Consider the following 26,199-nt stretch of genomic DNA (forward strand, 5'->3'; position numbering starts at 1 on the left):
CGCCCTAGCCTGCAACCTTGAGTGCTCGATCAGCGCGAGTCAGCTCGTGCTGGATTCCTCACAAGCCTAGCTTCCCCGCGGGGCTCGACGTGTTCAGCTTGGAACGGCGCACGTAACTGCGCATCGTCGTCAGACTTCGATGGCGGGTATGCCCCATGATCTCTTCATCTGGAACGCCGTTCTTATAGGCGGTCGTCACGAAACCGGCGCGCATACCGTGTGGCGTGATCGGCTCCCATATCGTCCCGCTGATTTTGGCCTGCACCGCGCGTTTCTTCAGAATTTGCCGCACTGCATCAGGGTCAAGTCGCCCTGCATGCACAGCGCCCCAGCGATCGACTTTGCGGAAGATCGGGCCGGAGACGATCTCGGCCTGCTCCAGCCACGCTTTCAAAGTCGCTATGGGGCAGGTCAGTGAGATGCGCCCATGGTTGATGCCAATCTCGGCACCCGCACCCTCCTTGTCGGTCTTGGAGCGCGTGATGAGGATGCGCATGCCCTCTGGAACCCAGGTCACATGCTCGATATCCAGCCCGACCGCCTCCGAACGGCGAAGAGCCCCTGCGAAGCAGAGCAGGAAAAGCGCCCGGTCTCGAAGACCCGCCATATCGTCGCCACAGGCGGCCAGGAGGCGTTTGATGTCCGCTGTGGTAAGGGCCGCCGACCGGCGAGGCGGTTCGCCATGGGTTCGCGCAATACCGCGCAAGGTCTCGCGGATCGCGGGGTGACGGGTATCCAATGGCTGCTTGGTCATCCGATGCGCGCGGGCGATGGCGGCGACCCGCCGCCGCAAGGTGGACAGCGCGTAGCCCCGACCGGCATCCGCCAAATAGGCGCCCACGATCTCCGGCGTCGAGGGCATGGGGTCGAGGCCGCGCTCGAGGCACCATGTCTTGAAATTCGCCAGATCGGCCTTGTAGGCGCGCAGCGTCGATGATGCGTCAGCCGCGTTTTGGTAGACCTGCGAGCGTGCGATTGACCTCGCCGCTCTGATGGTGAGCGCGGGCTCTGCCTCATCGAGGCGGCGAACCGCGGCCGATTCGGGCGAACGAGGAACCACTGGGTTCTTGGTCATGACGAAACCTGGCACTGATAAATGTAACCGTCAATACGCGAGAAGGTTCGTTATCACGTATTGACAATTTGCCGAGTCTGAGGCGAAACGGAGGTGAAGGAGCCAGCTCGCCGGTCGCCAAACAGCCCTTGGTTTGAGGGTGTGGCGAGTGATGCGCGTGGGATGGCGCGATGTCCGCGCTTGCTCGATCTTGTTTGTAGGAGTTCGACGCAAGAGACTGTCACTCAACCTGGAGACCAAGCGAAATCGCCAATTTTCTCGCCAGCTTTGCGCCGCTGTTGAGGCCACCCTCCATATAACCGGTGAAAAGAAGGCTGGTATATTCCCCGGCGAAAAATAGCCGCCCCTCAAAGCCTTTCTCGAGGTTCGGATAGATGGAGGTAACCTCGCCAAGTCTCGGTGCGCAGTAGCCGCACTGGGTCCACTTTTCGTTCGGCCAAGCCATGAACATCGTTTTCTCCACATGGGCCGAATAGCCGGGATAGATCGCGTCGAGATAGAATTTGAACTTTTGGCTTCTCTCCGCGGCAGGGAAATCCAGACAGTCTTGCGCCGCCTGTCCGCCCGAAAACACGGTGAGACAGGCCGGCTCTTCCGCATTCGACCGCTGCCCGTCGGTGCCTTCCCAGGTGTCGCCGACGGGCGTGTCGGTCAACGCGTTGGGCATAAGACCGCTCCGCTCCCAGAATGGGCGCGAGACCTTGGAGAGATATTTGAGCGTCGGGCCGGTCGATGGCTGATATCCCGGAGGAAGCCCTGGCTCGATGGGGAAGTTGTTCCAGGTGCTGGGTGGAGCGGTCAGCACGACGAGATCGCCTTCGACCGTGATCCCGTCAGCCAGCTCCACCGCAGCTCCCAGCCTGCCTAGCCGCATGCGGACGACCGGCGCCCCCAGGCGAATGTGGTCTTCGCCGATCGCTTCGGCCAGTTTGAACGCCATTTGCTGATTGCCGCCGATGCAGCGGAAAACCTCCGTCTCCGTCCAGAACTTCTCAACTCCGCCGCCAGCGATGCAGGAAAGGGCCGCCAGATAACTGAATCGCTTCGGCCAGGACGCGTCGTCATTGCCCAGCAGCGTCAGGGCGCCGTGTCGTGCGACATCGTCCAGATCGAACGAAGCGAAGGCCGCGGCCAGGCTGGTGTGATCGAGACGTGTCGCATCGGGCGTTTGCCACGGTCGGTCCAGGTTTATCTTGCGGGCATCCGCATTTAGGAAGGAAAGAGCATGCGCGATTTGCCCCCAGAGCGCCCGCAGTTCCTGGCCCGCATATTTGTTCCCATTTAGGATGATGGGCGCCTTGTCGGTCTCAGGCTCTGTCACATCACGGAACTCGAGCCCGAAATGCTTGCCATAGGCCATCCAGGTCGGATGGTTCGACCCGATGAGTTCGCCGCCACCCTCGATCACCCGGCCTTCGATGAAATTCTTCAACGACAGCACGCGGCCGCCAAGCCGATCGCGGGCTTCCAGCACCGTCACCCGAGCGCCGGCATTGCGAAGTTGGAAGGCGCAGCTGAGGCCGGCAAAGCCTGCCCCGACGACGATGACATGGGGCGCCGAGGCGGCGATCTTCGCCTTGGCAAGGCGGCCGCCCAGCATCAGGCCGGCGCCAGTCGCTGCCGTCCCGTGCAATAATTGGCGGCGGGTCACTGTCCCGGGTGCGGCATCGACGCGACGTGCGATGCGGCCGATAAGTCCCGGCCTCATGGACGATGAGCCGGCAATGTTTTGAGCCAGTCCACCGTATGATTGAGCGAACCAAAGACGCAGGAGATTCTCGGCGACAACGGTTGGAAAAACTGCCGAAGCGGAAACTTTTTCATATTTATCTCGGACCCTCGGAAGCACTGTGCTTTCCGACCTTTTAGTTTTTTGCCCAATCTTCGCTGAAATATGTCGAGCGACGTAGGGTTAGCGACGGATCGGAGAAGCGATCCCGGTCTGGCGAACTAATGGCCGCCGAACGGTTGCAGACGACGGCCGATCCGTCAATCTTTTGCCTTGGGCATATGAGAGCCATCCCATAGCAATGGAGGCGCTGGCTAGAACCGGGGGATTGCGATTCGGCCCGAATCCAGACCGTGCCTAGTCACGACGAGACGCTCCCACTTCGTGCGGCAGTGCAAGCTGGCGCCCGGGTCGCCTCCGTCGCTCGAACACCGGTGTGGTGCGTGAGGGGATCCCGTCTCAAGAAAACGTGGCTCCCCGATGGACGAGCCGACGGTCAGCTTCTCGTTGCTGGCAATTCCTCAGAGCGTAGGGCGCCCAGCCATCGCTGATGTTCGACGAACCGCTCGACCGACCTGTCGATAAAGGTGCGAACCGTTGCCGCCAGATAGCGGCGGTGGGGATAGATTGCGTTGATTGCAAACTCAACCGGCAGGTATTCGGGAAAAAGCGAGATCAATGTGCCCGCTTTAAGTTCCTCCTCCACGATAAAGGGCGCGGCGAGCGCAATACCACCGCCGCCGACGAGAACCGCGTGAAGCACCTGGGCGCTGCTGGTTACCAGATTGCCGGATACGCGCACGGCGGCCGGTTTTCCGTCTCGATCGGTGAAGTGCCATTCATCGCCGAAGGGATAATACGCGTAGCGCAGGCAATTATGGTTGGCGAGATCAGCGAGGCGCGCGGGTGACGGATGATTTTCAAGGTAGCGCGGCGCGCAGCACAGGGTATGGCGCCACTCGGCCAAACGCCGCACAATCAGGCTAGAATCCGGAGGCACGACCGCACGGATGGCAAGATCAAACCCTGCCTCGACAAGATCGTTCATCCGGTCGCCAGACCGCAGATCGATCACCGTTTCGGGAAAATCCTCGAGAAAGCGCACCACGACCGGTGCAATGAAGCGGGCGATATTTGTGTCGCAAAAGATTCGCAACCGGCCGCGTGGCGTAGACTGTAATGCGCTCGCGATTAGATCGGCCTCGTCAAGCTCGGCCAGGATCTGCGAACAGCGCTCATAGTATTCGCGCCCGATCTCGGTCAGTCCCACCTTCCGCGTGGTGCGGTTGAGGAGGCGCACGCCGAGCCGCTCCTCCAAAGCCCTCACATGCTGGCTGACCATGCTCGGCGAAATGTCGAGCCGCGCCGCCGTTCCGGCGAAGCTGCCGACTTCCGCGACCTTGGCGAAGACTCGCAAGCTATCGAAACGATCCACTGGGCACCGACTGTGAAGCAGTAGTGAACAGTCTATGCGGTGGACGCCGTATTATCAAACAGTGCCGCAGGCTCCATCTGGTGACCCGAACCCAGGATCTCCGCGTGCCGAGTGGAATGCCCATGCCGGCCGCCAAACCCGGGGGCCAAAGGCGATCCCGAGGGCCGCCTGGACGCGCTTGGCCACATTGCGAGGCAGTGTCGCCGCGGTAGGAATGGAGACGAACAATGGATGGCTCGCAACTCCTTGGCTATGCTGAGCCCGAGGACTTGACCGCGGCCAAGACCGCCAGGCGCCGCCGCTGGTCGCTCAAGCAGGCGCTGATCGCCGGCGCGGTGCTGGTATTTCTCGCGGTCGCGGCGGATTACGGCCATTACTACTGGACAACGGGCCGCTTTCTGATCTCGACCGACGACGCCTACGTGGAAGCGCATTCGGTCCTCATCAGCCCCAAGATAACCGGATACATCTCCGAGGTTCCGGTCGACGACAACCAAGCGGTCAAGGCTGGCCAAGTGCTCGCCCGGATCGACCCGCGCGACTATCAGACGTCGCTCGATCGGGCGCGCGCGAACGTCGCGGCGGCGCAGGCCAGCATTGACACCTGGAGCCAGCAGATCGCCGAACAAAAGCTCGTGGTCGAGCAGGACTCCCGTCAGATCGCGTCGGATCAGGCGGCACTCGTTTTTTCGCAGCAGGATTTCCAGCGCTATACGCAATTGGCCAAGGATAGCTGGGGTACGGTGCAACGGGCTCAGCAGGCACAAGCCGATATTCACGAGAAAGTCGCCACGACGCAGCACGACACCGCGGTCGTCGCAGCCGCCGAGACGCAGATCGGTGTTCTGGAGGCGCAGCTCGCCCAAGCCAACGCGGCGCTGTCCCGGCAACAGGCAAGTGAGCGACAGGCCGAACTCAATCTGAGCTACACGACGATCACTGCCCCGGTCGACGGCACCATCGGGGTCCGTACCTTGCGGGTCGGCGAATACGTTCAAGCCGGAAGCCAGCTGATGGCGGTGGTGCCGCTCCAGGCGATTTACATCACCGCAAATTACAAGGAGACCCAGCTGACCAACGTGCGTCCGGGCCAGCCGGTCTTAATCGACGTTGACACCTTCCCGGGCATGGTGGTGCACGGACACGTCGATAGCCTCGCGCCGGCGAGCGGCCAGGAATTCGCTCTGTTGCCGCCCGACAACGCTACCGGCAATTTCACCAAGATCGTCCAGCGCATCCCGGTCAAGATCGTCGTCAATGCCGGTGATCCGCTGGCGAACCTATTGCGCCCGGGCATGTCGGCGGAGCCGACGATCGACGTAAAACCACCGCTCCGCGTACGGGCGGCAGCGAGCGCGTCATGACCGCGACCGGGGATCGTGCGAGCGAGCCGACGGTCTCTCTCAAGACCTGGATCACCGTCGGCGGCGCGCTGATCGGCGCCTTCATGGCGGTGCTCAACATCCAGATCACGAGCGCCTCGCTCCCCTATATCGAGGGCGGCATCGGCACCGGGGGCGTCTATGGCACCTGGATTTCGACCGCGTACCTGATCGGCGAGATCATTGTCATCCCGCTCACCGACTTCCTCAGCCGGGTATTTTCCCTACGGCGCTATTTGCTCTGCAACGTGGTGCTGTTCTTGCTTTTCTCGGTGCTGTGCGGCCAGGCCAGCAGCCTCAGCGAGATGGTCGTGCTGCGGGCTCTGCAGGGCTTCGCCGGCGGCGTCATGATCCCGCTGGCATTTACCATCGTGATGACCATGCTGCCGCGCTCTAAGCACCCCCTAGGGCTGGCCGGCTACGCGGTGACCGCGACCTTCGCGCCGGCGATCGGCCCGACCATCGGCGGCTATTTCACAGACAATTACGGCTGGCCCTGGATTTTCTACATCAACTTGGTGCCCGGCGCGGTCATGCTCGCCGCGCTCTGGTACGGCCTGCCGAAGTCGGCGATGCAATTCGGCTTGTTGCGCCGGGCGGATTGGCGCGGCATCGCGCTGATGGCCGTCGGTCTCGCCGCCTTCCAGACAGTGCTCGATGACGGCAATGTCTATGATTGGTTCGGCTCGCCCTTCATCGTCAAACTAAGCCTCGTGGCGGCGGTGGCGCTCGGTGCTTTCGTGGTGCTTGAGTTCATCACGCCTCAGCCGCTCGTCAATCTGCGGCTCCTCGGCCGGCGTAATTTTGGCCTCGGCACGTTGGGCAACTTCCTGCTTGGTTTCGCGCTATACGGTTCCGCCTATCTGCTGCCGCAATATCTCGCCGTCACGCAGGGCTTTGACTCCGAGCAGGCCGGAGAGGTGATCGCCTGGACCGGTCTGCCGCAACTGCTGTTAATCCCGCTCGTGCCACTCTTGATGAAGCGGGTCGATACGCGTTTTCTCATCGGCACCGGTCTTCTGCTTTTCGCCACGAGCTGTTTTATGAATATGGCGCTCGACCAGAACTATGCCGGGCCGCAACTCTTTTGGCCGAACATCGTTCGCGCGATCGGTCAGGCGATCGTGATGACCCCGCTTTCCGCTATCGCGATGCTTGGGATCGCGCCCCAGGAGGCGGGTGGCGCGTCGGGGCTCTTCAACATGACGCGCAATCTCGGCGGCGCGATCGGCACCGCGGCGATCGAGACCTTCTTCACCAAGCGTGAGCAGTTTCACTCGGCCATTATCACCCCGGATGTCTCGCTGCTCCAGCCGGCGACGCGCAGCCGGCTGAGCGACTTGCAGCAATACTTCATGTCACATGGCTTCCCCGACCCGGCGAGCGCGCTGCACCGGGCCATCATCGCCGTCGGCAACACGATCCGCGCCCAGGCGACGATCATGGGCTACGCCGATTGCTTCGCATTGCTCGGCGTCGTGCTGCTCGTCGCCGTTGCAATAGTTGCCTTGCTGAAAAAGGGTGCCGCCTCCGGCGCCGGCGCACATTAGTCTATGGCTCATGCGGCGCGCATAGCCGGATCCTATCCGCTGCCTTCACACAGTTGATCGACTGACCCTCTGGAGAACAGCGCTCGGCGCGAGTTAGATCAGCGCACCGGGCTCCATCGCTATGCCAAGCGCATGACGCCCGTACATCGCAGCCTGTACATCCCAGGTGAGGGCTATATGAGATGATGCCGCATAGACGTCTCTAAAGTTGCGTTGAAGCGAATTATGTGTGGATAGGGCGGCACCTCCACTGGCAGACAAAAGCAACTCGACTGCCCGCTTGCTCAAGGTCACGGCAAAGGCGAGATCGCGCTTCCAACGCAATTTGGCATCGTCGCCAACGGCCTCCCCGCTCTCGGTCAGAGCGACTAATTCGCGAAGATCGGTCCAGTAGGCGGTTTCGGCGAAGGAGATGCTCGCGGCCGCTTCCGCCACACGCAACTGCACTGGCACCATCTCGGCTATCCGGCTGGCGCTGAACGTGCTTGCACGCGTGCGAGCGCCCGCGGTGAACTGATCTAGCGCGGCCCGGGCGGCGCCGAGCGGAACGGCGCTCAACGCAAAGCCGAAAGCGGAGTACGCCGGAAGTCGATAAACCGGACTTCGATTAATCCGTGCTCCGGGACATTCGCGGCCCGCGGCGAGTATTTCCGGCCGAACACTTCGATGTTCTGGTACGAACACATCCCGGATTTCAACGTCGTGGCTACCGGTTCCAGCCAGTCCGAAGGAGTGCCAGTTGTCCAGGCTCCGAAAGTCGTCCTTTGGCACAAGAAACATCCATCGTTCTAGCGGCGCATCCGTTCCCTCTATCTGCGCACCGACCAGCAACCAGCTCGCCGCGTCAACACCGCTACCGAAGGGCCAGCGGCCGCTCAGTCGGAAGCCACCGCTGACGCGCTTGGCCCGGCCACATGGAAATGCTAGGCCGGTAGCAGCAAGCGCGCGCGGATCCACACCTCAAATGTCGTCCTGGGCCTCCTCGCTGAACTGCCCAATGTTCCAGGAATGCGTAGCCAGGTTCATCCAGACCCAGGAAGTAGACGCGCAGCCGGCGGCCAGCGTCATGGCAACGTCTGCTACCACGTCGAGATTGAGTTCAGACCCACCGTAGCGCAGCGGCTGCATCATTTGCATCAGACCGGCTTCATAGAGTTCGTCGACAGTCTCTTGGGGACATCGCCGAATCATTTCGCAGCGTGCGGCGCGCTCGGCCAGATGAGGGACTAAAGCGGTAGCGCGCTCGCGTGCAACTTCGGAAGAGATCATGACGACAGTCTTTTTGTGGTTCTCGCGCAGTCTATGGGCATAACGATACCCGGCCAACGTCAATTGTTGGGTCCGTTGGCGGACGTGACTGAAAACTGCCAATGTGCCTAAATTTCGGCCGGGAGTCCGTTGGCATTCTCAAGAAAGGCGACAGAAAGCCTCAGGCTCAGGTCAATCCGGGCTTTACTGCAATGATCAGTGACCGGTTAAGTCTGATGCCAGATACAGCTTTTTGCGTGCTCTTCGGTCTCGCGGGACGAGTGTCCAGCCTATCAGGGTGCACGATACGGTGGCTGTCGGACTCGCGCTGACAGCGAGATTCGGCCGACCTTGGGAAGTTAGAGGGAAATGAGCATGCGTCTTACAAGGTCATTTGCGGCCGCTGTAATGGGTCTTTCGCTTCTTGCCGGCGCCTCTGCCGCCCAAGCGATGTCGAAATGTATTACCCAGCCTCACAAACCACCTTACACCGTGTCCTGGGCCGATATTTATCTCGCTCCCACCTGGATGACCCAGACGACGCAGACCATGAATGATATGGCGCGTGATCTGAAGAAGGACGGCCTTCTGAAGTCTTTCACGATCCAAAATGCGAACGGCAATGTTACGTAGCAAATGCAGCAGATCCAGGCGATGATCGACGCCAATACCGATGTCATCATCGTCGATGCTGGATCGCCCACCGCGCTTGATCGCGTCGTCGGCCAAGCTTGCCGCAAAGGCATCGCGGTTATCTCGTTTGACAGCCCGATCCATACGGATCAACTCACGACGAAGATCGAGGTAAGCGCCAAATCCTGGGGCGACGCGACGGCGAACTGGCTGATCGACACGCTGGGCGGCAAGGGTAAGATTCTCGTGCTGAACGGCCCTGCCGGCATTGACGCGCAGGCAAGCTGATCCCTCCGATGACCGGCGAAAATAGCAAGCAGTTCCTCAATACGTGGTCGCAGAAGAAGTTGAACGCCATGGCGGTCGGCAATCCCAACTGGATGGGTGCCATGGCGATATTGGCGGGCGTGCTGGCACAGCAGGGGAAGGACGTGAAATTTCCGATCGACGTGCCGATCCCGATGATCACCAATGCCAATCTCGCGGCAATCTTGGAGAGCGGCAAAAACTTCCCGGATGACGGCTTCATCTACCCGCCCTATACGCGCACCTCCCTGCAAGCCATGATTTTGGCCAAGCCGTGACCGAGACTTTCGCTGCTCCGCGCACGGATCTGCGGGGACAGACGGCGCTGGTGACTGGCGGCAGCGGTGGCATCGGTGGCGCCATCGCCGAAGCACTGGCCGCAGCCGGCGCCGCCGTGACCCTCTCCTACCACACCAATAGAATCGCCGCTGAGAGCTAGGTTGCGCGCATCGAGGCGGCCGGGGGTACCGCGCTCGCCGTGCAGGCCGATTTGCGCGAGCGACAGGGTGTCGCCGTGATCTTCCGGCGCCATCTGGAACGTTTCGGGGGCCTGCGGATCCTCGTCAACAATGCCGGTGACATGGTCGAGCGCGTGCCGACGGCGGAGACTACGGAAGCGCTGTGGCGCAGTGCCATAGATCTCAACCTCTCCAGCGTGTTCTTTGCCTGCCAGGAAGCAATCGGCCCAATGTCGGCGCAAAAGGGGGCCGTATCGTCAATATTTCGTCGGTCGGTGCCCGGACCGGCGGAGGCGCCCAGTCGATACCCTATCACGCACGGGTTCCACCACGAGAAGGATGGCGTCGGCCTCACCGCAGATGAGGATTTTTTGCTCTCGCTTTGCTTCTGCCCCGCCTGTCTGGCTCGAGCGGCCATGGCGGGAGTCGATGGTGAAAAAGCGCGCGCCACCGTGAAGCTTTGGATCACCGAGGCCTGCGAGCGGGCCATACCGGCGTCACGCTGGCCGGAGTTCCTCTCCGCCGGCCTGGACGTCTTCCAGCCTCACCCCGAGGTGTACGACTTCGTCAAATGGCGCTTCGAGCCGGTAACCAGCCTTATCGGTGAAATCCGTGACCATGCCGCGCCCAGCACAAAAATCTACCTGATCGACTTGAAAGAGGGCTGGCTGGGAGGCTGCGATGTAAAGGCGGCTGCGGCGGCCTGCGATGGCGCCATTATCTGTGGCTATGACATGACGCCTGATCAAGTCACCGAGTTGATCGCTCAGAATAGGACCGCTGTGGGTCCGGACAGGCATCTCGGCACCGGTTTTCGCGTCTTCTACCCCGAGATGCGCAGCCCGGCGGATCTCGCGACCCGAGCCAACGCTGCGCGCAAGGCGGGCGCGCAGAGTATCAACTTCTACAATTATGGCTTGGTTCCCGGCGCGCGTCTGAACTGGGTGAAGCACGCGATCAGCGCAGCCTCTCGCTGACACGCGCTGATACCCTCTTTCCAACGCTCGAAGAAACGGCGACCGAGTGGTCAAGCGACGGCGGCGGTAGCAGCTCCTGACGAGGCTAGCGCCAGAAGGCTCAGTTTGTCGAAATCCGCCGAAGGCCGGTTTGCCACGATGCGTCCGGCGGACATGCAGACGATGCGGTCGGCGACGTCCAGCAGTTCCTCGAAATCCGAGGAGGTGACGCAGATCGCCATGCCAGAATCAGCGAGACCACGAACCAGCGCGTGGATCGCCGCCTTCGCCTGCACATCGACGCCGCGGGTGAAGTCGTTCAGCAACAGGACCTGCGGCCGTGCCTCCAGCACGCGGGCCAGCATCACGCGCTGTTGGTTGCCGCCGGAGAGCCGGGCGACCGGCTCACGCAGGGCATCGGCGCGCACGCCGACCTCCGCCATCCGCGTCTTGGCGGCCAAGTCAAGCGTCGCCCGGCCGAGCCCGCGCAGCGCGCCCATGCGCGCGACCGCCGCGGCCCCGATATTGACGCTCGCGTCGCGGTCCAGCCACAGCCCGGCCTTCTTGCGATCAGGCGGCATATAGACGACGCCAGCCGTGATCGCCTGGCTCGGATGCCTGAAGGTGACCGGCTTGCCCTTCACCTCCAGCTGGCCGCGTACAGGCAGGACGCCGCCCAGCATCTCCAGCGCAGTCGAGACACCGGACCCTTCGAGACCCGCGAGACCGACGATCTCCCCAGCGCCCACCGAGAGGTCGAGATCTGAGAGGCCCGGCGCGGAGCCGCGTATCGAGATCGCCGCGGCACCCCCGCTCGCGCTACCGGCGGGTCGCGGACGCTCATCGGCGAGGCGGCCTACCATCGCGCGCGTGATAGTGGGGATATCGACATCCGCCGTGCGCCAGCGGCCCGCGACGCGGCCATCCCGTAGGACGGTAAGGGCATCGGTGATCGCGAAAACCTCGTCCAGCCGGTGGGAGACGAAGATGACGGCGGCCTCCTGCGCGGTGATGAGGCGGATCGCATCGAAGAGACCGTGCGCCTCAGCCTGCGACAACGCGGAGGTGGGCTCGTCCAGCACCAGCACAGTGCCGCCGGCGCAGAGCGCGCGGGCGATCTCCACCAGTTGCCTGCGGGACAGCGGCAGGTCGCTGACACGTGCCTGGAGGTCCAGCACCGCGCCCAGTCGCTCCACCGCCGCCGCCACCTTGCGATGCCGGGCGTGGCGGCTGATCAGCCGGAAGGGCGGCGTCGGCAGCACACTCGCGAAGACGTTTTCCTCGACCGAGCGATCCGGAAACAGCATCAGCTCCTGGTGCACGACGACGAGTCCGGCCCGGCGCGCCTCGGCCAGCGAGCCGAGTGGCACCTCGCGCCCGGCGACGCGCAGACTGCCGCTATCAGGACGGATGGCACCCGACAGAATACGGATGAGCGTGGACTTCCCGGCGCCATTGGCACCGAGCAGCCCATGCACCTCGCCTGCATTCACCGTGAGCGAGATATCCTCAAGCGCCGCCATGCTGCCGAAGCGCTTGCTGATCCCCTCGGCGGTCAGCATGCCGTCATCATCCCCGGAAGCGCGCCTCGCGGACGAGATACTCCGCGACATTGTCCTTCGTCACGATCTCGTTGGCGAGATAATAGTTGCCGCCTGGCAGGTTGAGTTTCGGCGCGCCGAGAACCGCGCGCTGATAGGCATACATCACCGGCAGATAGCCTTGCAGATAGGGCTGCTGACCAATGGTCGCGTTGACATGCCCATCGCGGATCAGCTCGAGCGTCTGATAGAGCAGATCCGTGCCGACGATGGGCAGATCGAGTTTCTGGTTCTTGCGCACGAGACCAGCCGCCGCCGTGTCAGGGCCGCAGAGCGGCATCATCGCCGCTAGATCGGGATGCGCACGAAGAATGTCGCGGATGGTGCCGAGCTCGCTCGCCATGTCGGCAGGGTTGGTGTTATAGACGCCGACATCCTGCATCCCGCCAGCGGTGACGCCTTGTCGCGCGCCCTGCACGCGCAGATCGAGCGCGAGCGAGCCGGGGGCGCAGTTCGTCATCGCCACCTTGCCTTTGCCGCCGGCGAGCTTGGCCAGCATCTGCCCTTGGACCACCGCCGCGCTGACCAGATCCTGGCCGAAGTAAAGTTCGCGCGCGCTCTTCGGCGTGTCGTTATTGGCGGTGAGGACAAGCACGCCATTCGCTACCGCCTTGCGGATCGGTGCGATCCAGGCATCCGGCTCGAAGGAGATCACGACGATCGCCTCGTAGCCGGTATTCACGAGCTGCTGGAACTGCGAAATCTGGTTGACGGTATTGCCGTCCGGCACGCCGGTCCAGAGCATGTCGATGCCAAGCTGGGCTCCGGCATCTTCCGCGCCCGCCTTGGTGGCGGCGAAATAAGGGTTGGTGGTGCCGGCGCAGGAAACGGCGACCTTGACGGGTTTCTTGTAGAAGGTCCCGACCCAGTCCTTCCAGGCGGGAGCGTCGGCGGCACGGGCCGTGACGGCGCCGCCAAGTGTCGCCGCGCCGACCGCACCGGCGACGCCGAGCAACCTGGCGAAGTTCCGGCGTTCCAGTTGCAGCGAGGGCTTATCTTCGGTCATTGGCATCCTCCCTTTGTTCGTTGCGATATTTGGCCGGCGGTCGTGTTCATGCCGCCGTGGAACGCCCGCCGCCGCCGGCGAGCCAGGTCAATGTCATGGCGGCGATGAGCACGAGACCCGAGACGCCCTGCGCCCAGTTGGGCGAAATACCCCAGAGAACCACGAGGTTCTGGAAAATGCCGATGACGCAAAGCCCCAGCAGGACACCGAGAATGGAACCGCGTCCGCCACTCAGCTTGACGCCACCAATGATGACGGCTGCGAGGACACTGAGCTCATAGCCCGATCCGGCGGTTGGTCCGGCGGTATCGAGATAGGCGACGGAGCAGACGCCCGATACCCCGGCGATCAGGCCGGAGAAAGCAAGCAGCAGGATGCGCGTCCGTTCAACATGAAAGCCGACGAGATGCGCCGCCTGCGGATTGCTGCCGATCGCCAGCAATCTGAAACCTGATGAGGTGCAGCGCAGGATGATCTCGACCACCAGTGCGACGACAAGAAAGAGGATGGTGATGAAGGAGATCTGGCCGACGGCACCTTGGCCAAAGATGTCGAAGAACAGATGGCTCGCGGGCAGGCCGCCGACCGGCGACCCGCCGGCGAGTGCCAGCGCGATGGCGCGATAGATGCCGAGTGTCGCCAGTGTGACGACGATGACGGGTACTCGGATGAGCTGTGCCACGAGCCCATTGACCAGGCCGCAGGCAAGCCCTGTCAACACGCCGAGCGCCGCTGCCTCCGTAATGGGGTAGCCCGCCTTGATCACCATCGCCGACACCACAGCCGTTAGGCCGAAGACGGAGCCAACGGAGATGTCGATCTCGCCCGCCATCAAGGCGAGCCCGACGCCGATCGACAGGAAACCCAGGAAGGTGATGTTCTGGAGAATGCCGGCGAGGTTGTTGACCGTCAGGAAATACGGGCTGCTTACCGTGCCGACGACGAAGAACAGCACCATGGCGCCGAGGATGCCGAGTTCCTCGAAGCGTAACACACTACGGGTGTTGCGCCTGATCCACCCTCTCTCGCTGTCGTTCGGCGTGGTTGTCATCGCAGGTTTCAGAGCGGCTTCGCGTAGGACACGATCGCTGCCGCTGTCAGCGTGGCACCAGCGCCTGGCATCTCGGGCCGCAAGTAATAGCCATTCTCGACACGGATCGGCTCCGCGAAGCAATCCTTGATCCAGGGAATGTATTCCAGCATCGTCGTCGCCGGGTGCGAATACGACAGATGCACATGCACCTGCCCCATATCACCAACATGAGCGACAACGGGCAGCCGGCTGGAATGCGCCCGATCGGCCACCTGGAGGTATTCCGTGATACCAGCAAGCCGCGTCACATCCGGCTGCACATACTGCACTGCCTCCGCATCGATGAAGGTGCTGAAGGCCTCGGCCGTGTAGAGCTGCTCGCCGAGCGCGATGGGGATGCGGGTTGAGCGCGCCAGGATGGCATGGGACCGGACGTCATCGTACCACATCGGCTCCTCGAACCAGTGCAGGCTGACGGCTTCGGCCTTCTCGCAGAAGCGCTGGCAGGTCGGCAGATCCCAGCGACCATTGGCATCGATGGCGATCGTCACGTTTGGCCCTAGCGCCTTCCGCACGGCTTCGAGGCGATCGAGGTCGATCATTGGATCATCATGGCCGACCTTCAGCTTGATGCGGCGGAAGCCCTCCTCCTCGATCGCGCGGCGGCTGCGTTCCAGCAACGTGTCCTTTGGGATCGAGAGCCACCCGATATCTGTATTGTAAGCCTCAAGTTTCTCCGTCGTTGCGCCGCCGAGCAGCTTCCACAGCGGCATGCGTGCCGCTTTGGCGCGCAGATCCCATAGCGCGATATCGACCGCCGCCAGCGCGATCTGTGTGATGCCGGCACGGCCCACCCATTGCAACGCCGGATTGCGCGCGAGCTTGAGCCAGAGACGCGTGCCATCCGACGCATCCTCACCGATCAGCAGCGGCGCGTAGCAGGCGGAAATGCAACGCGTGATGAGCTGATCCGAGGGAAGATGCGCGTGGGTTCCAGTGAAGCCGTATCCCTCCAGCCCGTCCTCCGTCGTGATACGCGTGCCGACGACGCCCCAATGCGTGATGGTATGCGTCGAGTCCGAAATCGACGCGACATTGAGCGGAACATGCAGGATGAACGGCTCGACCGACCGGATCTTCATATTGCCTCCTCGGTGGAAACGAGCGCGGAGGGATCGCCATGCGCTCGGACAAATTCTAGAAACTCGATGTCATTTACAGCGATCTTACACAACCAGAACCGGCCGCAGCCAGGAACCGGTCGCGCCCGTGATCTTCAGCGGCAGGGCAACGAAGAATCCTTCGCGGATATTCGCTTGGGACACTTCTTCCAGATTGAGATTCTCGATGAGATGCACGCCGGACTCAGTTAGCATCGCGCCATGTGTCGTGACGGCAGGATCGTCGAACGGCAGCGGTTCGGTCCCGGTCGTGTCGGTGCCGAGCACTGCCATGCCGGCGTCATAGAGCCATAGCGCCGCCGTTCGGCCGACGCCCGGCTCCGCCGCCTGGAACGCCGCCTCATCGCCGAAATCCTGAATCTTGCCGGTACGAACGATGACGATGTCGCCCTTGCGGATCTCGCTATCGGTGCGCGTCAGTTCCGCTTTCAGATCCTCGACAGTAACCTCGTAGCGGTCGGGCAGCCGGTTCAGCCCCTTGAGGCACGGAATATCGAGCACCACGGCGCGCCCCAGGATAGGCGGCACCGTCTCGATGCCGTAACGCGTCCAGCCGCGATCGTTCCGCGATTCCGAGGCGAGATGGCCGCCATAGATCCGGCCGTCTTTCTGGACATGGATGAGCGCATCGATATGCGTGCCGATATGCAGGGCGCCGAAGATAGCCTCGGCGGAATACTGGAAGGGCGAGACCGCACCCGTCCCCTCCGGCGTCTGCGTGAAGGCAAGTGAGAAGCGAACGAAGTCCGGATTGTGTGGAATACGCGTGTTCAATTCCAAACCGAGATCGAAGACTCGTCCGCGCTTTGCGATACTCAGCGCCGCCCTCACCGCGGCATTGTCGATACGAGAAAGCGCACCAAATGGCGGCTTTTCCACCACGCTTGTAGCGATCTCTGCCATAATGCCTCTCCCTTATGCCGCCTCAACTCGATGGATCAGCGACATGATGCGGCTGCTCATTTCTTCGTAGTCGCGGGTATTCGTTATGGTGCCTTCGATGCGGTAATCATTCATCACCGCGATACGATCGGCGAGCGTGATCATCTCCGGCATGTCGCTGGTGATCACCAACACGGCGGTGCCGGTATCGGACAATTCGCGCAGCAATTCGTGTAGGTAAGCCTTGGTCTTGATGTCGATGCCGACGGAGGGCTCGTCCACGATGAGCACCTTCACCCCCGCCGCCAGCCATTTGGCAACGCTAATCTTCTGCTGATTGCCGCCCGAAAGATTGCCGACGAGCTGCGCCAGAGAAGGCGTGCGGACTTCCAACCGGCGCACGAAAGGCTCGATCCTGCTGCGGATACGCCCATCCGTCAGCGGCAGACCATGGCGGCCGAGATTGCGCCAGACTGTGATGCCGGCATTGGCGAGCACCGAATGCATGAGGATCAGCCCCTCCGCCTTGCGATCCTCGCTGACATAGCCGATGCCGTGGCGATGAATGGCATCCGCGACGGAAGCGATCTTCACCGCCTTGCCCTGGATCTCAACGCTGCCTTCCGTCACGGCGAACTGCCCGATGATGCATTTCGCGAGTTCGGTGCGGCCCGCCCCGACGAGTCCGTAGAGGCCGAGGATTTCGCCACGCTTCACCGTCAGGTCGATGTCGCGGTGGCCGAGGATGGTGGAGACACCTTTAAGCGCCAGAGCCGGCGTCGCGGCAGCGAAATTCCGCGCCGGCCAATCCGCGATCTGCTCCTTGCGGCCGATCATGAGCTGCACGAGATCCTGCCGCCCGAGGCCCTGCAGCGGCTGGCTGTGCGCGGCATTGCGGCCATCGCGCAGCACCGTGACCTGGTCGCATAGTTCCCCGACTTCTTCCAGCTTGTGGCTGACGAAGAGCATGCTGACGCCATCATCGCGCAGGCGCTTGAGGACCTTGAAGAGAGTGACAGTCTCGTGCGGCGTCAGCGAGGCCGTTGGTTCGTCTAGCAGTAGCACGCGGGAATCGAGCGCCAGTGCCTTGGCGATCTCCACCAGTTGCATCTTGGCGACGCTGAGCCGCGAGACCGGCGTCGCCGGATCAACATCGAGGTCGAGAAGGTCGAGCCATTTGCGCGACTGACGGTAGAGCTCGGGGTAGCGCAGCGGCTTCAGCGGACGTCCCGCGAGTTGCTCCAGGTAGATGTTCTCGCCGACCGAGAAGCGCGGAATGAGATTGCGTTCCTGATGCACGACGCCGATGCGCTTTGCCATGGCATCGCGCGGGCTCGTCAACTCGATCGGCGTTCCGGCCAAACGAAGCTCACCGGCATCCGGGCGATGGATGCCGGTGATGATCTTGATCAGCGTCGATTTGCCGGCGCCATTCTCGCCCAGCAGCGCGTGGATCGAGGCCTCGCGCATTTGCAGCGAGACGTCCTGCAGCGCCATCACGCCGGGGAAGGATTTCGAGATGCCGAGCGCCTCGAACAGGAACTCCGCCATGCTCAGGCCCTCCTCAGCGGCTTGAGGCGGAATTCCCGCAGGCGGTTGATACCGACCGCCCAGAGGATCAGCACGCCGAGCACCACCTGGACCAGGAATGGATCGATGTTGAACAGCACCAGCGCCTCGGTGATGATCGCGACGATCACTACGCCGAGGGTCGTCGCGCCGACACTGACATGCCCGCCGGTCAGCACGGCGCCGCCGATGACGGGCGCGGCGAAGGACAGGATGAGCCAGTCGTCCCCAATCGTCGGCTGGCCAATCTGCAGCCGCGCGCAGAGCAGGATGCCGGCCAGCGCCGCGATGGCGCCGGAGAGCGCATGGGCGACGATGACGGTGAGCCGGATCGAGATGCCGGAAAGCTCGGCCGCGTGACGGTTGCCGCCCACGGCGAGGATGCAACGTCCGATCGGCAGCCGTGTCAGCATCAGCCACAGGCCGAAGCCGACGATCGCGGTTGGAATGATGAGCCAGGGCAGCGGCCCCAGGAAAGGCGCATTGCCGAGATGCTTCACCAGATTCGGGATGCCGTAGAAGGGCTGTGCCTCGGTGATGCCGAGGTTGATGCCCTTGTAGATCGAGAGGCTGGCAAGGGTGATCACGAAGGCGGAGATCCCGGTCAGCGAGATGATCACGCCATTGATGATGCCGCCCAATAACCCGATGAGAATGCCGAGCAGCGCCGCCGGCAGGATCGGCATGTGCCAGACCTGCATCATCCCCGCGAAGCTGATGGCGGCGAGTCCGCCGATGGCACCGACCGAGAGGTTCATCTCGCCGATGGCGATGATGATCATCTGCGAATAGGCGACCAGCGCATTGATCGCGACCGCCAGCAGCAGAACCTGAATGTTGAAGGCCGAGAGGAAGGAGGGGCTGAGCGAGCCGACGATGATCGCGGCCAGGATGGTCACCAGAAGCGGTCCGAACCAGTCCGTCCGCCCATAGCGCGAGAGGAACTGCATCAGATCATCCTCCGCCGCGCGATGAAGCTGCGCCGCGCCTGATCGAGCAGAACGGCCACGAGGAGGAGCAGGCCCAGCACCGCCTCGACCCAGAATTGGCCGATCTGGAGAAGCAGCAGGCCATTGGTCAGCAGCGTGAGGAGAAAGGAGCCGAGCAAGGTGCCGAGCGGCGAGACGAACCCGCCGGAGAGCAGCGTTCCGCCGAGCACCGGCCCGAGGAAGGCGGGGAGCAGCCAGTCCTGGCCGAGCTGACCGGCCATGGAGGGGATCGCCGCATCGTTGCGTGCGACGAGCATGAGGCCGGCAACGCCCGCGAGCAGCCCCGCCAGCATGTGGCAGAGGATGATGACGCGCTTGACGCGCACACCGGACAGTTCCGCGGCCGAGGCCCGCGCGCCGGCGGCCAGCATCTCCCGCCCCAGAGCCGTCAGCCTGTACAGATAGACGAGCGCGAGCATGATGACGACCGCCAGAAGGAGCAGCGGCGAGATGAAGCCAAAGTAGCGGATATGGGCGAAGCTCGCGAAGCTCAGCGGAATGCTGCGGAAGGCCTGTGCGCGGGTAATGAAGATCATCACGCCGAAAAAGATGCTCATGCTGGCGAGCGTGATGATGAAGCTGTGCAGACCCGAGCGCACGACCGCCCAGCCGTTGACGAAGCCGAGCGCCGCGCCCAGCAGCAGCCCGCCGATGACGGCGAGCGGCCAGGGCAGACCCGCGACCTGCATCAGCCAGCCACCGCCCATGGCGGCGCAGACTCCGATGGCGCCGACGGAAAGATCCAGGCCGCCGGTGACCACCACGACCATCATCGCGAACCCGATGACGATATTCTCCGCCGCCGTGCGCCCCAGAATGAAGAGATTGAAATGCGACAGGAAGCGCGGCACCGCGAAAGTGAAGGCAGCGCCGAAGATGATGATCAGCAGCACGAGGCCGAATTCGTTTGTCAGGTAGAAGCGCACACGCCGTACGCGCGGCGAAGGCGTCAGGGTGGTGTCGGATGCATCCAGGGATGCGGCGGCGGGTCCGTCAGATGGCATCGAAATATCCATGATCTGAAGCGATGGCGGATGCATGCCCTGCATCCGCCACAGTCGGGATAGGGCCCCGCAGCGAGGCCCTATCCGCAGCGCGTCACTTCGAGCAGATGAGGTACGTCTTGGCGAAGCTGGCGAAGATTGTCTTGGTAATCGCCTGCATCGACTGAAGGTAGTTATCCACCTGCTCGGGCCCGGCGAAGACCGTTCCGGAGTCGATGAAACGGGCGGTCAGCGCGTTCTTCGTCCAGGGCGCACTCGCATTGACCTTGCAGCCGTTGCGCAGCTTGTCGATGGCATAGGAGCCGATGTAGCCCTGGCCATAGGGATTCTGCAGCATGGTGCCGAGCAGGTAGCCGTCCTTGACGCCCTGCAGTACGGCCTTGTCGTGGTCGATGGCGACCATCTTGATGCGCTTGGTGCCGATGCGGCGCAGCGCGTTGGCGCTCACCACGGATGGCACCCAGGCGGTGGAGATGATGCCGTCGATGTCATTGGCATGGGCGGCGAGATAGGCGTTGATCTTCTCTTCCGCCGGCCCGGGCGCATCGATGTCGGCAATGGTCTCGGCGACGGTCGCGCCCCCTTCCTTGGCTGCCTGATTGACCGCGTTGATGCGCAGCTGGGTATTGGGATCGACCAGGAAGCCGGTGACGTGGAGGATGCGCTTCTTGGTTCCGGCCATGCCCGCGATAAGGTGCTGGGTGCCGAGATAGGCGGAGCGGTAGACATCCGTTCCGAAGCAGAAGGAGGCCGTGGAGGGATCCTTCAGGCAGCCGGCCAGGGCGATGACAGGCGCGCCGGAATCCGTCAGCTCCTGCACGGTGCTCACCGAACCGACGGGATCACCGGGAAAGAGAAGGAAGCCGTTATAGCCCTGGGTGACCAAGCTCTCGAGCAGGTTGTTCTGATCCGCAAGCTGCCACTGCTCCGGAACCTTATAGTCCGCGGCGCCGAGGTTGAAGTCCTTCTTGGCGTCAGCACCAGCCTGCGCCCAGCTCGCGAAATACGGATGCGGACCGCCCGGGACGAGCGCGATCTTGGTTGAAGGATCCGCATATGCGACCGCCAGGCCGCTGAATAGCAGAGCGCCGACGCAGCCCAGCAGTTTGGTAAGACGAGACATTCCTGAACCCTCTTTGTTTTCTTTGCACGACGATTAGTCCCGTCGCTGGTGGATGCACAAGCGCTACTAGTCCATTTCCGCTTAGAAGAAGACCTGCTGAGCGCCGGTCAGATTGATCGCGGCGCCGTTGATGAAGGAGGCGTCGTCGGAGGCCAGCCACGCGACAGTCGCCCCCATATCCGCCGGCGTGCCGAAACGGCCGCTCGGGATATTCTCTCTGATGTAGCTGTTCATGACATCATCCAGCGCCACCCCGCGCTGGTTCGCCATATGTTGAAAACTGAATTCCAGCATCGGCGTCATCAGCGCGCCGGGGCAGATGCAGTTGGCGGTAATGCCATGCGGCGCGAGTTCCAGCGCCAGCGCCTGGGTGAGAAGGATGACGCCCGCTTTCGACGCCGCGTAAACTCCTTCGGTCGCGCGGCCCACCTTGCCGAGTTGCGATGCCGAGTTGATCACCCGGCCGTTCTTTTGCTCGATCATAACGCGTGCGGCGGCGCGGCAGCCGTGAAAGACGCCCAGCAGATTGACGTCCATTACGCGCTTGAAGGTCGCATCATCGGTTTCGGCAATAGCGCCGCCGACATAGATCCCAGCGTTATTAACCATGATGTCGAGCCGGCTATGCGCCCGGACCGTCTCCGCGACAAGCGCATCGAAAGCGTCACCGTCTGCGACGTTGAGCACCGCCGATGTGTGCCTCCCCGAAGTTTCAGCGCGAAGTGCAGAGACGACCATCGTCGGCTCATTGACGTCGGCGCAAATCACGCTGGCGCCTTCCTCCGCCAAACGCCGTGCGATCCCCTCGCCAAGGCCCCGCGCGGCGCCCGTAACGATCGCAACTTTTCCCGACAGCTTTCCCATCGCGTCCACCCAGTGTCAGTTCTCGCCGCAAAGTATGCGGCGCTTTTGGCGGGCATCGACCCATCTTGTCGTGCCGCACCTTCGACCGTGCCACATACCCGCCGAGAATGGTAGCGAAATTGGTAAGGCCACCTTGCCACTTGACGGCCTGTTCATTTCTCACGCTAAATGGGAATTGGAGGGACCACGTGCCTATCACTTGGATTGTTTCCCAACGTTTGTACCAGCAGGTCGCCGAGCAATTGGCGACGCTGATTCGCGCCGGCGAATTCCTTCCCAGGCAGCGTCTACCACCCGAACGGGATCTTGCTTTGAAGCTCGGCGTGAGCCGTCCGACAGTTAGGGAGGCGATGATCGCGCTCGAGATCGCTGGGCTCGTAGATATCCGCTCGGGCTCCGGTATCTACGTCAATGACGCGCGAAGCGTTTCCGCCACGATCGGCGATGCTGGCACGAGTGTCTTCACAATCCTCGCCGCCCGCCGCGCGATCGAGGGCGAGGTTGCCGCGCTGGCGGCCGTTGCGCCGGGCCAGGATTTCGAGCAACTAGAGCATCTGATCGCCGCACAGAAGACAGCCATGAGTCAGGGGCTGCCCGGCCACGAAGAGGATCGCCGCTTTCACCTTTCGATTGCGGCCATGGCGGGCAATGACGTGCTGACCGGCGTAGTAGGGATGATCTGGACCGAAATGTTCTCACCGGTCTTTGAGAGGCTCATGGAGAAGACCGCCGGGGCGCCGGCGCGGCAGCGGACACTGCGAGACCACTCCGCCATTCTCGCCGCTCTTGCCAATCGCGATCCTGCCGGCGCGCGACAGGCGATGCACGAGCATATTGTCCATACGGAGACCCTGTTCCTGGACGAACGCCCCGCGTCGCGAGAGCCCACGACCGCGAAAGCTAAGTCTCGCCGTTCCATCTGAAGGCGAGTAGGTCATATCGCCTCATCCCGAAGATCGGCTGCTAAACGCTAAAGTTCAGCCGCTCGTAGGCGATGCCAAATTCAGCCCTACGATAGTTGTCGAACGACGAATCGCGCTCACCCGGGCGCGGAAACTCCGTATCGGCAGTAAGAAGATCGATGCCGCTTTTGACCGCCGAATTTACGCGTGCGGCAATTATGGCTTGTTGCAAACCCTGCTTACGATAGTCGGGCATCGTCGTGTCGAATCCTAACCATCCGCAGCCGGCGTGGACGAACATTGCCCCAGTAGCCACCACGCTATCTCCGTCTATCGCCCCAAAGATCTTCCAGCCCGGCCGCCTCAGCATCTCAGCGCTGCCGGAACGGATCCCGGGCGGGAGATCAAAGACCCTCTCGATGGCGAGCGCGAACTGAGTCGCCTCCCAAAGATGAAGTGGCCGGACCACCAATCCCGTTTCGGTTTGTTCCAAAGCACCAGGCACCCGCAGGAATCTTGCCCAAGAATGATCCGATGCGACCAAGCCGTGCTTGACGAGCATCTGGCCGAGTTGGACATCTGCGGCTCTGATCTGAAATGACAGATGAACGCCGCTCGTCTGACGGAACGATTTGAGAGACGAAACTATGGAACCCACGCCTTCTGAGGTGCTCTTTATAGGCCCGAAGAACCTGTTGAGTACTTGCCCACGCCAGGACGGCAGAGAAATTAGCAACCCGCCTTCGATCTTCTGGTGCTTCGGCGACGCTTCGGAGGCTTTCGCAGACAATGCCTCGAAGTAGTCTGCCCAAGATGCTACCTCTGCATTATCGATGCGATCAAGCGTGCTCACGCTCGGCGGGAGGAGATCGTTGCGGGGCATTTATAAATTCCTTCTTCAGCGCGCCGCTCGTTTTTCGCAGGGCAACTGCAGGTCGTTCGAAGTCGATACACTTGGCCGCATCAAACGTGCGAGGAGGCTTGGTCGGCGAGCAGGGGAACGTTCCGAATCAGCACGCGAGTTCTATCAAAAATGGCCCTGAGCGCTTGTTCGCAATCGTGAATAGGTCGTTGAACTGTTCCATCGTCTCAGCGCGGGCACCCTCAACACCCATTCCCGCGGCAAGTTTGACGAAATCCAGGTCTGGATTTGTAAGCTCAAGCATTGAGAGCGCCGTTTTCCCTGCAGAGGCTCGCACGTTTTCCAACTCGGCGAGAAGAATTGCATATTTTCTATTCGAGAAGATAACGGTCGTCACATCAAGCTTCTGTCGCGCCTGGGTCCAGAGTGACTGGATGCTATACATCGCCGACCCGTCCGCCTGTAAGTTGACTACGCGCCGCCTGCCCGCGGCAGCGACCGCCGCACCGGTCGCCAAAGGCATGCCGCCACCGATTGCACCGCCCGGGACCGCCATCCAATCGTGAGCCGGCGCATTGTGTGTACCTGAAAAAACGGCACGACCGAAGGTTAGACCTTCATCCGCGATGATTGTGTCCTCGGGAAGCAGCGCTGTGAGAGATTGAGCGAAGGCCTCGCTTGTGACTGATCCGGAAGCTGGATGGGGACGAGGTGTTCCAAGCCGCCTTCCCGTTTCCCCTAGCGCTCCAACTTCAATTGCCAAAGCGGCCATCGCGGCGGCCTGGTCGTGTTCGGGTCGGGTCATCACGTGCGTATGGGCGTCGCCAGGAAACGGACTGGCCGGCTTGCTTGGATAAGCAAAAAAGAACGGCGGCTTTGCCGTCCCGATAAGAATTATCTGTTTGATGCCGCTGAACTCCAAAAGTGCCGGCTCAACGACATAAGGTATGCGATCGATCGGCGAGCGCTTCCCGCCCCTTTCGATCAAGGCATTGAAGTTCGGGGCGACGATTTTGGCCCCAGTGGCCAATGCGATCTTGTAAGCAGCGGCGATCGTGCCTGCCCGCAAAGCCCCGTTCCCGAGGATCATCAGGGTGGGCGCGCCGTTTTTGAGCAGGCGAGCCGCTTGTTGAATGGCATGCGGATTCGCCGTCGGCGGTGACGGCACTGCCAGAGCACGAGCGGGCACACCACCGGCATCCCAGCAAGTATCAGACGGAAGGATCAAGGTCGCTATCTGGCCTGGCGATGTCATTGCCATTTGCACTGCGACGGCTGCATCGGCGCCCACCTGCGTCGCATGTGCGGCGGTACGGACCCAGGCGGATACGGTTCGCGCAAGACCTTCGGTATCAGCAGTCAGAGGAGCATCAAGCGGACGGTGGTGAGTGGCCTGATCGCCGACGCAGTTCACCATCATGGTGTTGGCGCGCCGAGCATTATGCAGGTTGGCCAGGCCATTCGCCAGTCCTGGCCCGCAATGCAACAACGTTACCGCCGGTTTGCCCATGACCCGCGCGTACCCGTCGGCCGCACCGGTCACGACTCCCTCGGACAGACCTAGCACACATTGCATCCCAGGCACATTATCCAAGGCAGAGACGAAATGCATTTCGCTTGTGCCAGGGTTTGCAAAGCAAGTATCGAGTCCCGAATTTAGCAACGTCCTAACGAGACTTCCTGCACCGTTCACGTGTGTCATACCCTTCAATTCATCGATGGTCTGATTGCTTGCGAGTGTGCGGCACCGCAATTGAGCCAGACCCCCTTGTGTCAGCACTCACCGGACGCACCCAGATGGGCACCCCATAGTCTGTCGTAAGCGCAGCCAAGCCTCTTACCCCAGCCCATAGCAATAACTGGATCGCCAAGGAGCGACCAACGACTACTGCGTTGAGGGCCACCAATCAGAACAACGGCACGTCGACTCTCTCTTTAGAGCTACCGGCGCGGCACCCATACTAGCCGCATCCGGCGATCATCGGCCAGACGGCGGCAAGCACTCGGGCAAGGTTTCTACCCACAGCCGCGATTGCTGCGTCGAACGCAAAAAGACCGAACCGATCAAGCTCAGGCATCGACTTGCCCCCGGGCAATTCGACGAGCGATAAGCATCGCAATTCCGCCGGATCAGGCAGGACACTCAGACTCCACGCGAATAGCGTCAGGTCTTTGTCTCTGAGGTAGATATGCGTCCCCAGGGAACGCAGCGCATCGGGAGTGGCCTGCAGCCCCGTTTCCTCAAACAACTCCCGCAAGGCGGCTGTCACGAGTGGCTCACCCGGGTTTGCCAGGCCTTTCGGGATGTCCCATCGGGGCGAGCGAGAGGCGTGGCCGAGGAGCACGCGCACACCATCCGTGACGAGCACGCCGCAAGACATCCGCCGCGCTCGGGCTACCACGCTAAGGAC

The 26,199-nt window shown here is 62.2% G+C and carries 24 protein-coding genes and 1 pseudogene; 7 read left to right on the forward strand and 18 right to left on the reverse strand.

All coding sequences use genetic code 11. From position 1 onward, the window contains the following. Positions 1-58 precede the first annotated feature (58 nt). The 3 genes from GSQ92_RS02770 to GSQ92_RS02780 all read right to left on the reverse strand — a co-directional run bounded on the left by GSQ92_RS02770 (position 59) and on the right by GSQ92_RS02780 (position 4,239). The gene (locus GSQ92_RS02770; RefSeq protein WP_158804028.1) at positions 59-1,075 is read right to left on the reverse strand and encodes a site-specific integrase; all 1,017 of its coding nucleotides are present in this window, start codon (positions 1,073-1,075) and stop codon (positions 59-61) included. Between the two features lie 220 nt (positions 1,076-1,295). Next, complete coding sequence (locus GSQ92_RS02775; protein ID WP_158804027.1) at positions 1,296-2,783, reverse strand: FAD-dependent oxidoreductase; 1,488 nt, start codon at positions 2,781-2,783, stop codon at positions 1,296-1,298. A 517-nt stretch (positions 2,784-3,300) separates the two neighbouring features. Continuing rightward, positions 3,301-4,239, reverse strand: a complete 939-nt coding sequence (locus tag GSQ92_RS02780; protein ID WP_159012969.1) for a LysR family transcriptional regulator — start codon at positions 4,237-4,239, stop codon at positions 3,301-3,303. 227 nt (positions 4,240-4,466) lie between these two features. Here GSQ92_RS02780 and GSQ92_RS02785 point away from each other — a divergent pair, with 227 nt between their 5' ends. Beyond that, entirely contained in the window at positions 4,467-5,603 is a 1,137-nt protein-coding gene (locus GSQ92_RS02785; RefSeq protein WP_254066542.1) for an HlyD family secretion protein, read from the forward strand. Next, complete coding sequence (locus GSQ92_RS02790) at positions 5,600-7,171, forward strand: DHA2 family efflux MFS transporter permease subunit (RefSeq protein WP_159012970.1); 1,572 nt, start codon at positions 5,600-5,602, stop codon at positions 7,169-7,171. The genes GSQ92_RS02785 and GSQ92_RS02790 overlap by 4 nt, the downstream gene beginning before the upstream one ends. Before the next feature lie 93 nt (positions 7,172-7,264). Here GSQ92_RS02790 and GSQ92_RS02795 read toward each other — a convergent pair whose 3' ends face one another. Together GSQ92_RS02795 and GSQ92_RS02800 are read right to left on the reverse strand one after the other, a co-directional pair. Continuing rightward, on the reverse strand, positions 7,265-8,002 hold the full coding sequence (locus GSQ92_RS02795) for a hypothetical protein (RefSeq protein WP_159012971.1): 738 nt from the start codon (positions 8,000-8,002) through the stop codon (positions 7,265-7,267). 129 nt (positions 8,003-8,131) lie between these two features. Further along, a complete protein-coding gene (locus GSQ92_RS02800; protein WP_159012972.1) occupies positions 8,132-8,440 on the reverse strand; it encodes an acyl-CoA dehydrogenase family protein in 309 nt (102 codons plus the stop codon). A gap of 354 nt (positions 8,441-8,794) precedes the next feature. Between GSQ92_RS02800 and GSQ92_RS02805 the strand changes: the two genes are divergently transcribed. The 4 genes and pseudogenes from GSQ92_RS02805 (at position 8,795) to GSQ92_RS02825 (ending at position 10,793) form a co-directional block, all read left to right on the forward strand. Further along, positions 8,795-9,052 (forward strand): hypothetical protein, encoded by a 258-nt coding sequence (locus GSQ92_RS02805; protein WP_159012973.1) that lies wholly within the window; start codon positions 8,795-8,797, stop codon positions 9,050-9,052. 3 nt (positions 9,053-9,055) lie between these two features. Then, positions 9,056-9,340: a substrate-binding domain-containing protein gene (locus tag GSQ92_RS02810; RefSeq protein WP_159012974.1), complete on the forward strand. Its 285-nt coding sequence runs from the start codon at positions 9,056-9,058 to the stop codon at positions 9,338-9,340. A gap of 8 nt (positions 9,341-9,348) precedes the next feature. Next, positions 9,349-9,636: a hypothetical protein gene (locus GSQ92_RS02815; protein WP_158804021.1), complete on the forward strand. Its 288-nt coding sequence runs from the start codon at positions 9,349-9,351 to the stop codon at positions 9,634-9,636. A gap of 50 nt (positions 9,637-9,686) precedes the next feature. Then, positions 9,687-10,793, forward strand: a pseudogene (locus GSQ92_RS02825) (SDR family NAD(P)-dependent oxidoreductase). A gap of 50 nt (positions 10,794-10,843) precedes the next feature. Here the strand turns inward: GSQ92_RS02825 and GSQ92_RS02830 are convergent. The 10 genes from GSQ92_RS02830 to GSQ92_RS02875 all read right to left on the reverse strand — a co-directional run bounded on the left by GSQ92_RS02830 (position 10,844) and on the right by GSQ92_RS02875 (position 22,024). Next, on the reverse strand, positions 10,844-12,334 hold the full coding sequence (locus GSQ92_RS02830; RefSeq protein WP_159012977.1) for a sugar ABC transporter ATP-binding protein: 1,491 nt from the start codon (positions 12,332-12,334) through the stop codon (positions 10,844-10,846). A gap of 7 nt (positions 12,335-12,341) precedes the next feature. Next, the gene (locus GSQ92_RS02835; RefSeq protein ID WP_159012978.1) at positions 12,342-13,379 is read right to left on the reverse strand and encodes a substrate-binding domain-containing protein; all 1,038 of its coding nucleotides are present in this window, start codon (positions 13,377-13,379) and stop codon (positions 12,342-12,344) included. Positions 13,380-13,425: 46 nt separating this feature from the next. Further along, positions 13,426-14,430: an ABC transporter permease gene (locus tag GSQ92_RS02840; RefSeq protein WP_159012979.1), complete on the reverse strand. Its 1,005-nt coding sequence runs from the start codon at positions 14,428-14,430 to the stop codon at positions 13,426-13,428. A gap of 8 nt (positions 14,431-14,438) precedes the next feature. Further along, positions 14,439-15,554, reverse strand: a complete 1,116-nt coding sequence (locus tag GSQ92_RS02845; protein WP_158804015.1) for a mandelate racemase/muconate lactonizing enzyme family protein — start codon at positions 15,552-15,554, stop codon at positions 14,439-14,441. Positions 15,555-15,638: 84 nt separating this feature from the next. Continuing rightward, positions 15,639-16,496, reverse strand: coding sequence for a cyclase family protein (locus tag GSQ92_RS02850; protein WP_159012980.1), 858 nt, complete (start codon positions 16,494-16,496; stop codon positions 15,639-15,641). Between the two features lie 12 nt (positions 16,497-16,508). Further along, on the reverse strand, positions 16,509-18,026 hold the full coding sequence (locus GSQ92_RS02855) for a sugar ABC transporter ATP-binding protein (RefSeq protein ID WP_159012981.1): 1,518 nt from the start codon (positions 18,024-18,026) through the stop codon (positions 16,509-16,511). Positions 18,027-18,028: 2 nt separating this feature from the next. Beyond that, positions 18,029-18,994, reverse strand: coding sequence for an ABC transporter permease (locus tag GSQ92_RS02860; protein WP_158804012.1), 966 nt, complete (start codon positions 18,992-18,994; stop codon positions 18,029-18,031). After that, positions 18,994-20,037, reverse strand: coding sequence for an ABC transporter permease (locus GSQ92_RS02865; RefSeq protein WP_158804011.1), 1,044 nt, complete (start codon positions 20,035-20,037; stop codon positions 18,994-18,996). Before GSQ92_RS02865 ends, GSQ92_RS02860 begins: the two co-directional genes overlap by 1 nt. Positions 20,038-20,131: 94 nt before the next feature. Further along, a complete protein-coding gene (locus tag GSQ92_RS02870) occupies positions 20,132-21,160 on the reverse strand; it encodes a sugar ABC transporter substrate-binding protein (RefSeq protein ID WP_158804010.1) in 1,029 nt (342 codons plus the stop codon). An 81-nt stretch (positions 21,161-21,241) separates the two neighbouring features. Further along, entirely contained in the window at positions 21,242-22,024 is a 783-nt protein-coding gene (locus GSQ92_RS02875) for an SDR family NAD(P)-dependent oxidoreductase (RefSeq protein ID WP_159012982.1), read from the reverse strand. Between the two features lie 188 nt (positions 22,025-22,212). On the opposite strand from GSQ92_RS02875, the gene GSQ92_RS02880 reads away from it, so the two are divergent. After that, the gene (locus GSQ92_RS02880; protein ID WP_158804008.1) at positions 22,213-22,947 is read left to right on the forward strand and encodes a FadR/GntR family transcriptional regulator; all 735 of its coding nucleotides are present in this window, start codon (positions 22,213-22,215) and stop codon (positions 22,945-22,947) included. Positions 22,948-22,987: 40 nt separating this feature from the next. On the opposite strand, the gene GSQ92_RS02885 is transcribed toward GSQ92_RS02880, so the two are convergent. The 3 genes from GSQ92_RS02885 to GSQ92_RS02895 all read right to left on the reverse strand — a co-directional run bounded on the left by GSQ92_RS02885 (position 22,988) and on the right by GSQ92_RS02895 (position 26,169). Then, entirely contained in the window at positions 22,988-23,809 is an 822-nt protein-coding gene (locus GSQ92_RS02885) for a hypothetical protein (protein ID WP_159012983.1), read from the reverse strand. A gap of 127 nt (positions 23,810-23,936) precedes the next feature. Continuing rightward, complete coding sequence (locus GSQ92_RS02890) at positions 23,937-25,490, reverse strand: acetolactate synthase large subunit (protein ID WP_254066554.1); 1,554 nt, start codon at positions 25,488-25,490, stop codon at positions 23,937-23,939. Positions 25,491-25,749: 259 nt separating this feature from the next. Then, on the reverse strand, positions 25,750-26,169 hold the full coding sequence (locus GSQ92_RS02895; RefSeq protein WP_254066543.1) for an NUDIX domain-containing protein: 420 nt from the start codon (positions 26,167-26,169) through the stop codon (positions 25,750-25,752). Positions 26,170-26,199 lie beyond the last annotated feature (30 nt).

It is taken from the genome of Acidisoma sp. S159 (genome assembly GCF_009766125.1).
Lineage (GTDB): Bacteria > Pseudomonadota > Alphaproteobacteria > Acetobacterales > Acetobacteraceae > Acidisoma.

Excerpts from the sequence above, each read along its gene's own strand:
- GSQ92_RS02770 (WP_158804028.1), bottom strand. The coding sequence starts at position 1,075 with ATGACCAAGAACCCAGTGGTTCCTCGTTCGCCCGAATCGGCCGCGGTT.
- GSQ92_RS02775 (WP_158804027.1), bottom strand. The coding sequence starts at position 2,783 with ATGAGGCCGGGACTTATCGGCCGCATCGCACGTCGCGTCGATGCCGCA.
- GSQ92_RS02785 (WP_254066542.1), top strand. The coding sequence starts at position 4,467 with ATGGATGGCTCGCAACTCCTTGGCTATGCTGAGCCCGAGGACTTGACC.
- GSQ92_RS02790 (WP_159012970.1), top strand. The coding sequence starts at position 5,600 with ATGACCGCGACCGGGGATCGTGCGAGCGAGCCGACGGTCTCTCTCAAG.
- GSQ92_RS02800 (WP_159012972.1), bottom strand. The coding sequence starts at position 8,440 with ATGATCTCTTCCGAAGTTGCACGCGAGCGCGCTACCGCTTTAGTCCCT.
- GSQ92_RS02805 (WP_159012973.1), top strand. The coding sequence starts at position 8,795 with ATGCGTCTTACAAGGTCATTTGCGGCCGCTGTAATGGGTCTTTCGCTT.
- GSQ92_RS02810 (WP_159012974.1), top strand. The coding sequence starts at position 9,056 with ATGCAGCAGATCCAGGCGATGATCGACGCCAATACCGATGTCATCATC.
- GSQ92_RS02815 (WP_158804021.1), top strand. The coding sequence starts at position 9,349 with ATGACCGGCGAAAATAGCAAGCAGTTCCTCAATACGTGGTCGCAGAAG.
- GSQ92_RS02830 (WP_159012977.1), bottom strand. The coding sequence starts at position 12,334 with ATGCTGACCGCCGAGGGGATCAGCAAGCGCTTCGGCAGCATGGCGGCG.
- GSQ92_RS02835 (WP_159012978.1), bottom strand. The coding sequence starts at position 13,379 with ATGACCGAAGATAAGCCCTCGCTGCAACTGGAACGCCGGAACTTCGCC.
- GSQ92_RS02840 (WP_159012979.1), bottom strand. The coding sequence starts at position 14,430 with ATGACAACCACGCCGAACGACAGCGAGAGAGGGTGGATCAGGCGCAAC.
- GSQ92_RS02845 (WP_158804015.1), bottom strand. The coding sequence starts at position 15,554 with ATGAAGATCCGGTCGGTCGAGCCGTTCATCCTGCATGTTCCGCTCAAT.
- GSQ92_RS02850 (WP_159012980.1), bottom strand. The coding sequence starts at position 16,496 with ATGGCAGAGATCGCTACAAGCGTGGTGGAAAAGCCGCCATTTGGTGCG.
- GSQ92_RS02855 (WP_159012981.1), bottom strand. The coding sequence starts at position 18,026 with ATGGCGGAGTTCCTGTTCGAGGCGCTCGGCATCTCGAAATCCTTCCCC.
- GSQ92_RS02860 (WP_158804012.1), bottom strand. The coding sequence starts at position 18,994 with ATGCAGTTCCTCTCGCGCTATGGGCGGACGGACTGGTTCGGACCGCTT.
- GSQ92_RS02865 (WP_158804011.1), bottom strand. The coding sequence starts at position 20,037 with ATGCCATCTGACGGACCCGCCGCCGCATCCCTGGATGCATCCGACACC.
- GSQ92_RS02870 (WP_158804010.1), bottom strand. The coding sequence starts at position 21,160 with ATGTCTCGTCTTACCAAACTGCTGGGCTGCGTCGGCGCTCTGCTATTC.
- GSQ92_RS02875 (WP_159012982.1), bottom strand. The coding sequence starts at position 22,024 with ATGGGAAAGCTGTCGGGAAAAGTTGCGATCGTTACGGGCGCCGCGCGG.
- GSQ92_RS02885 (WP_159012983.1), bottom strand. The coding sequence starts at position 23,809 with ATGCCCCGCAACGATCTCCTCCCGCCGAGCGTGAGCACGCTTGATCGC.
- GSQ92_RS02890 (WP_254066554.1), bottom strand. The coding sequence starts at position 25,490 with ATGACACACGTGAACGGTGCAGGAAGTCTCGTTAGGACGTTGCTAAAT.
- GSQ92_RS02895 (WP_254066543.1), bottom strand. The coding sequence starts at position 26,169 with ATGTCTTGCGGCGTGCTCGTCACGGATGGTGTGCGCGTGCTCCTCGGC.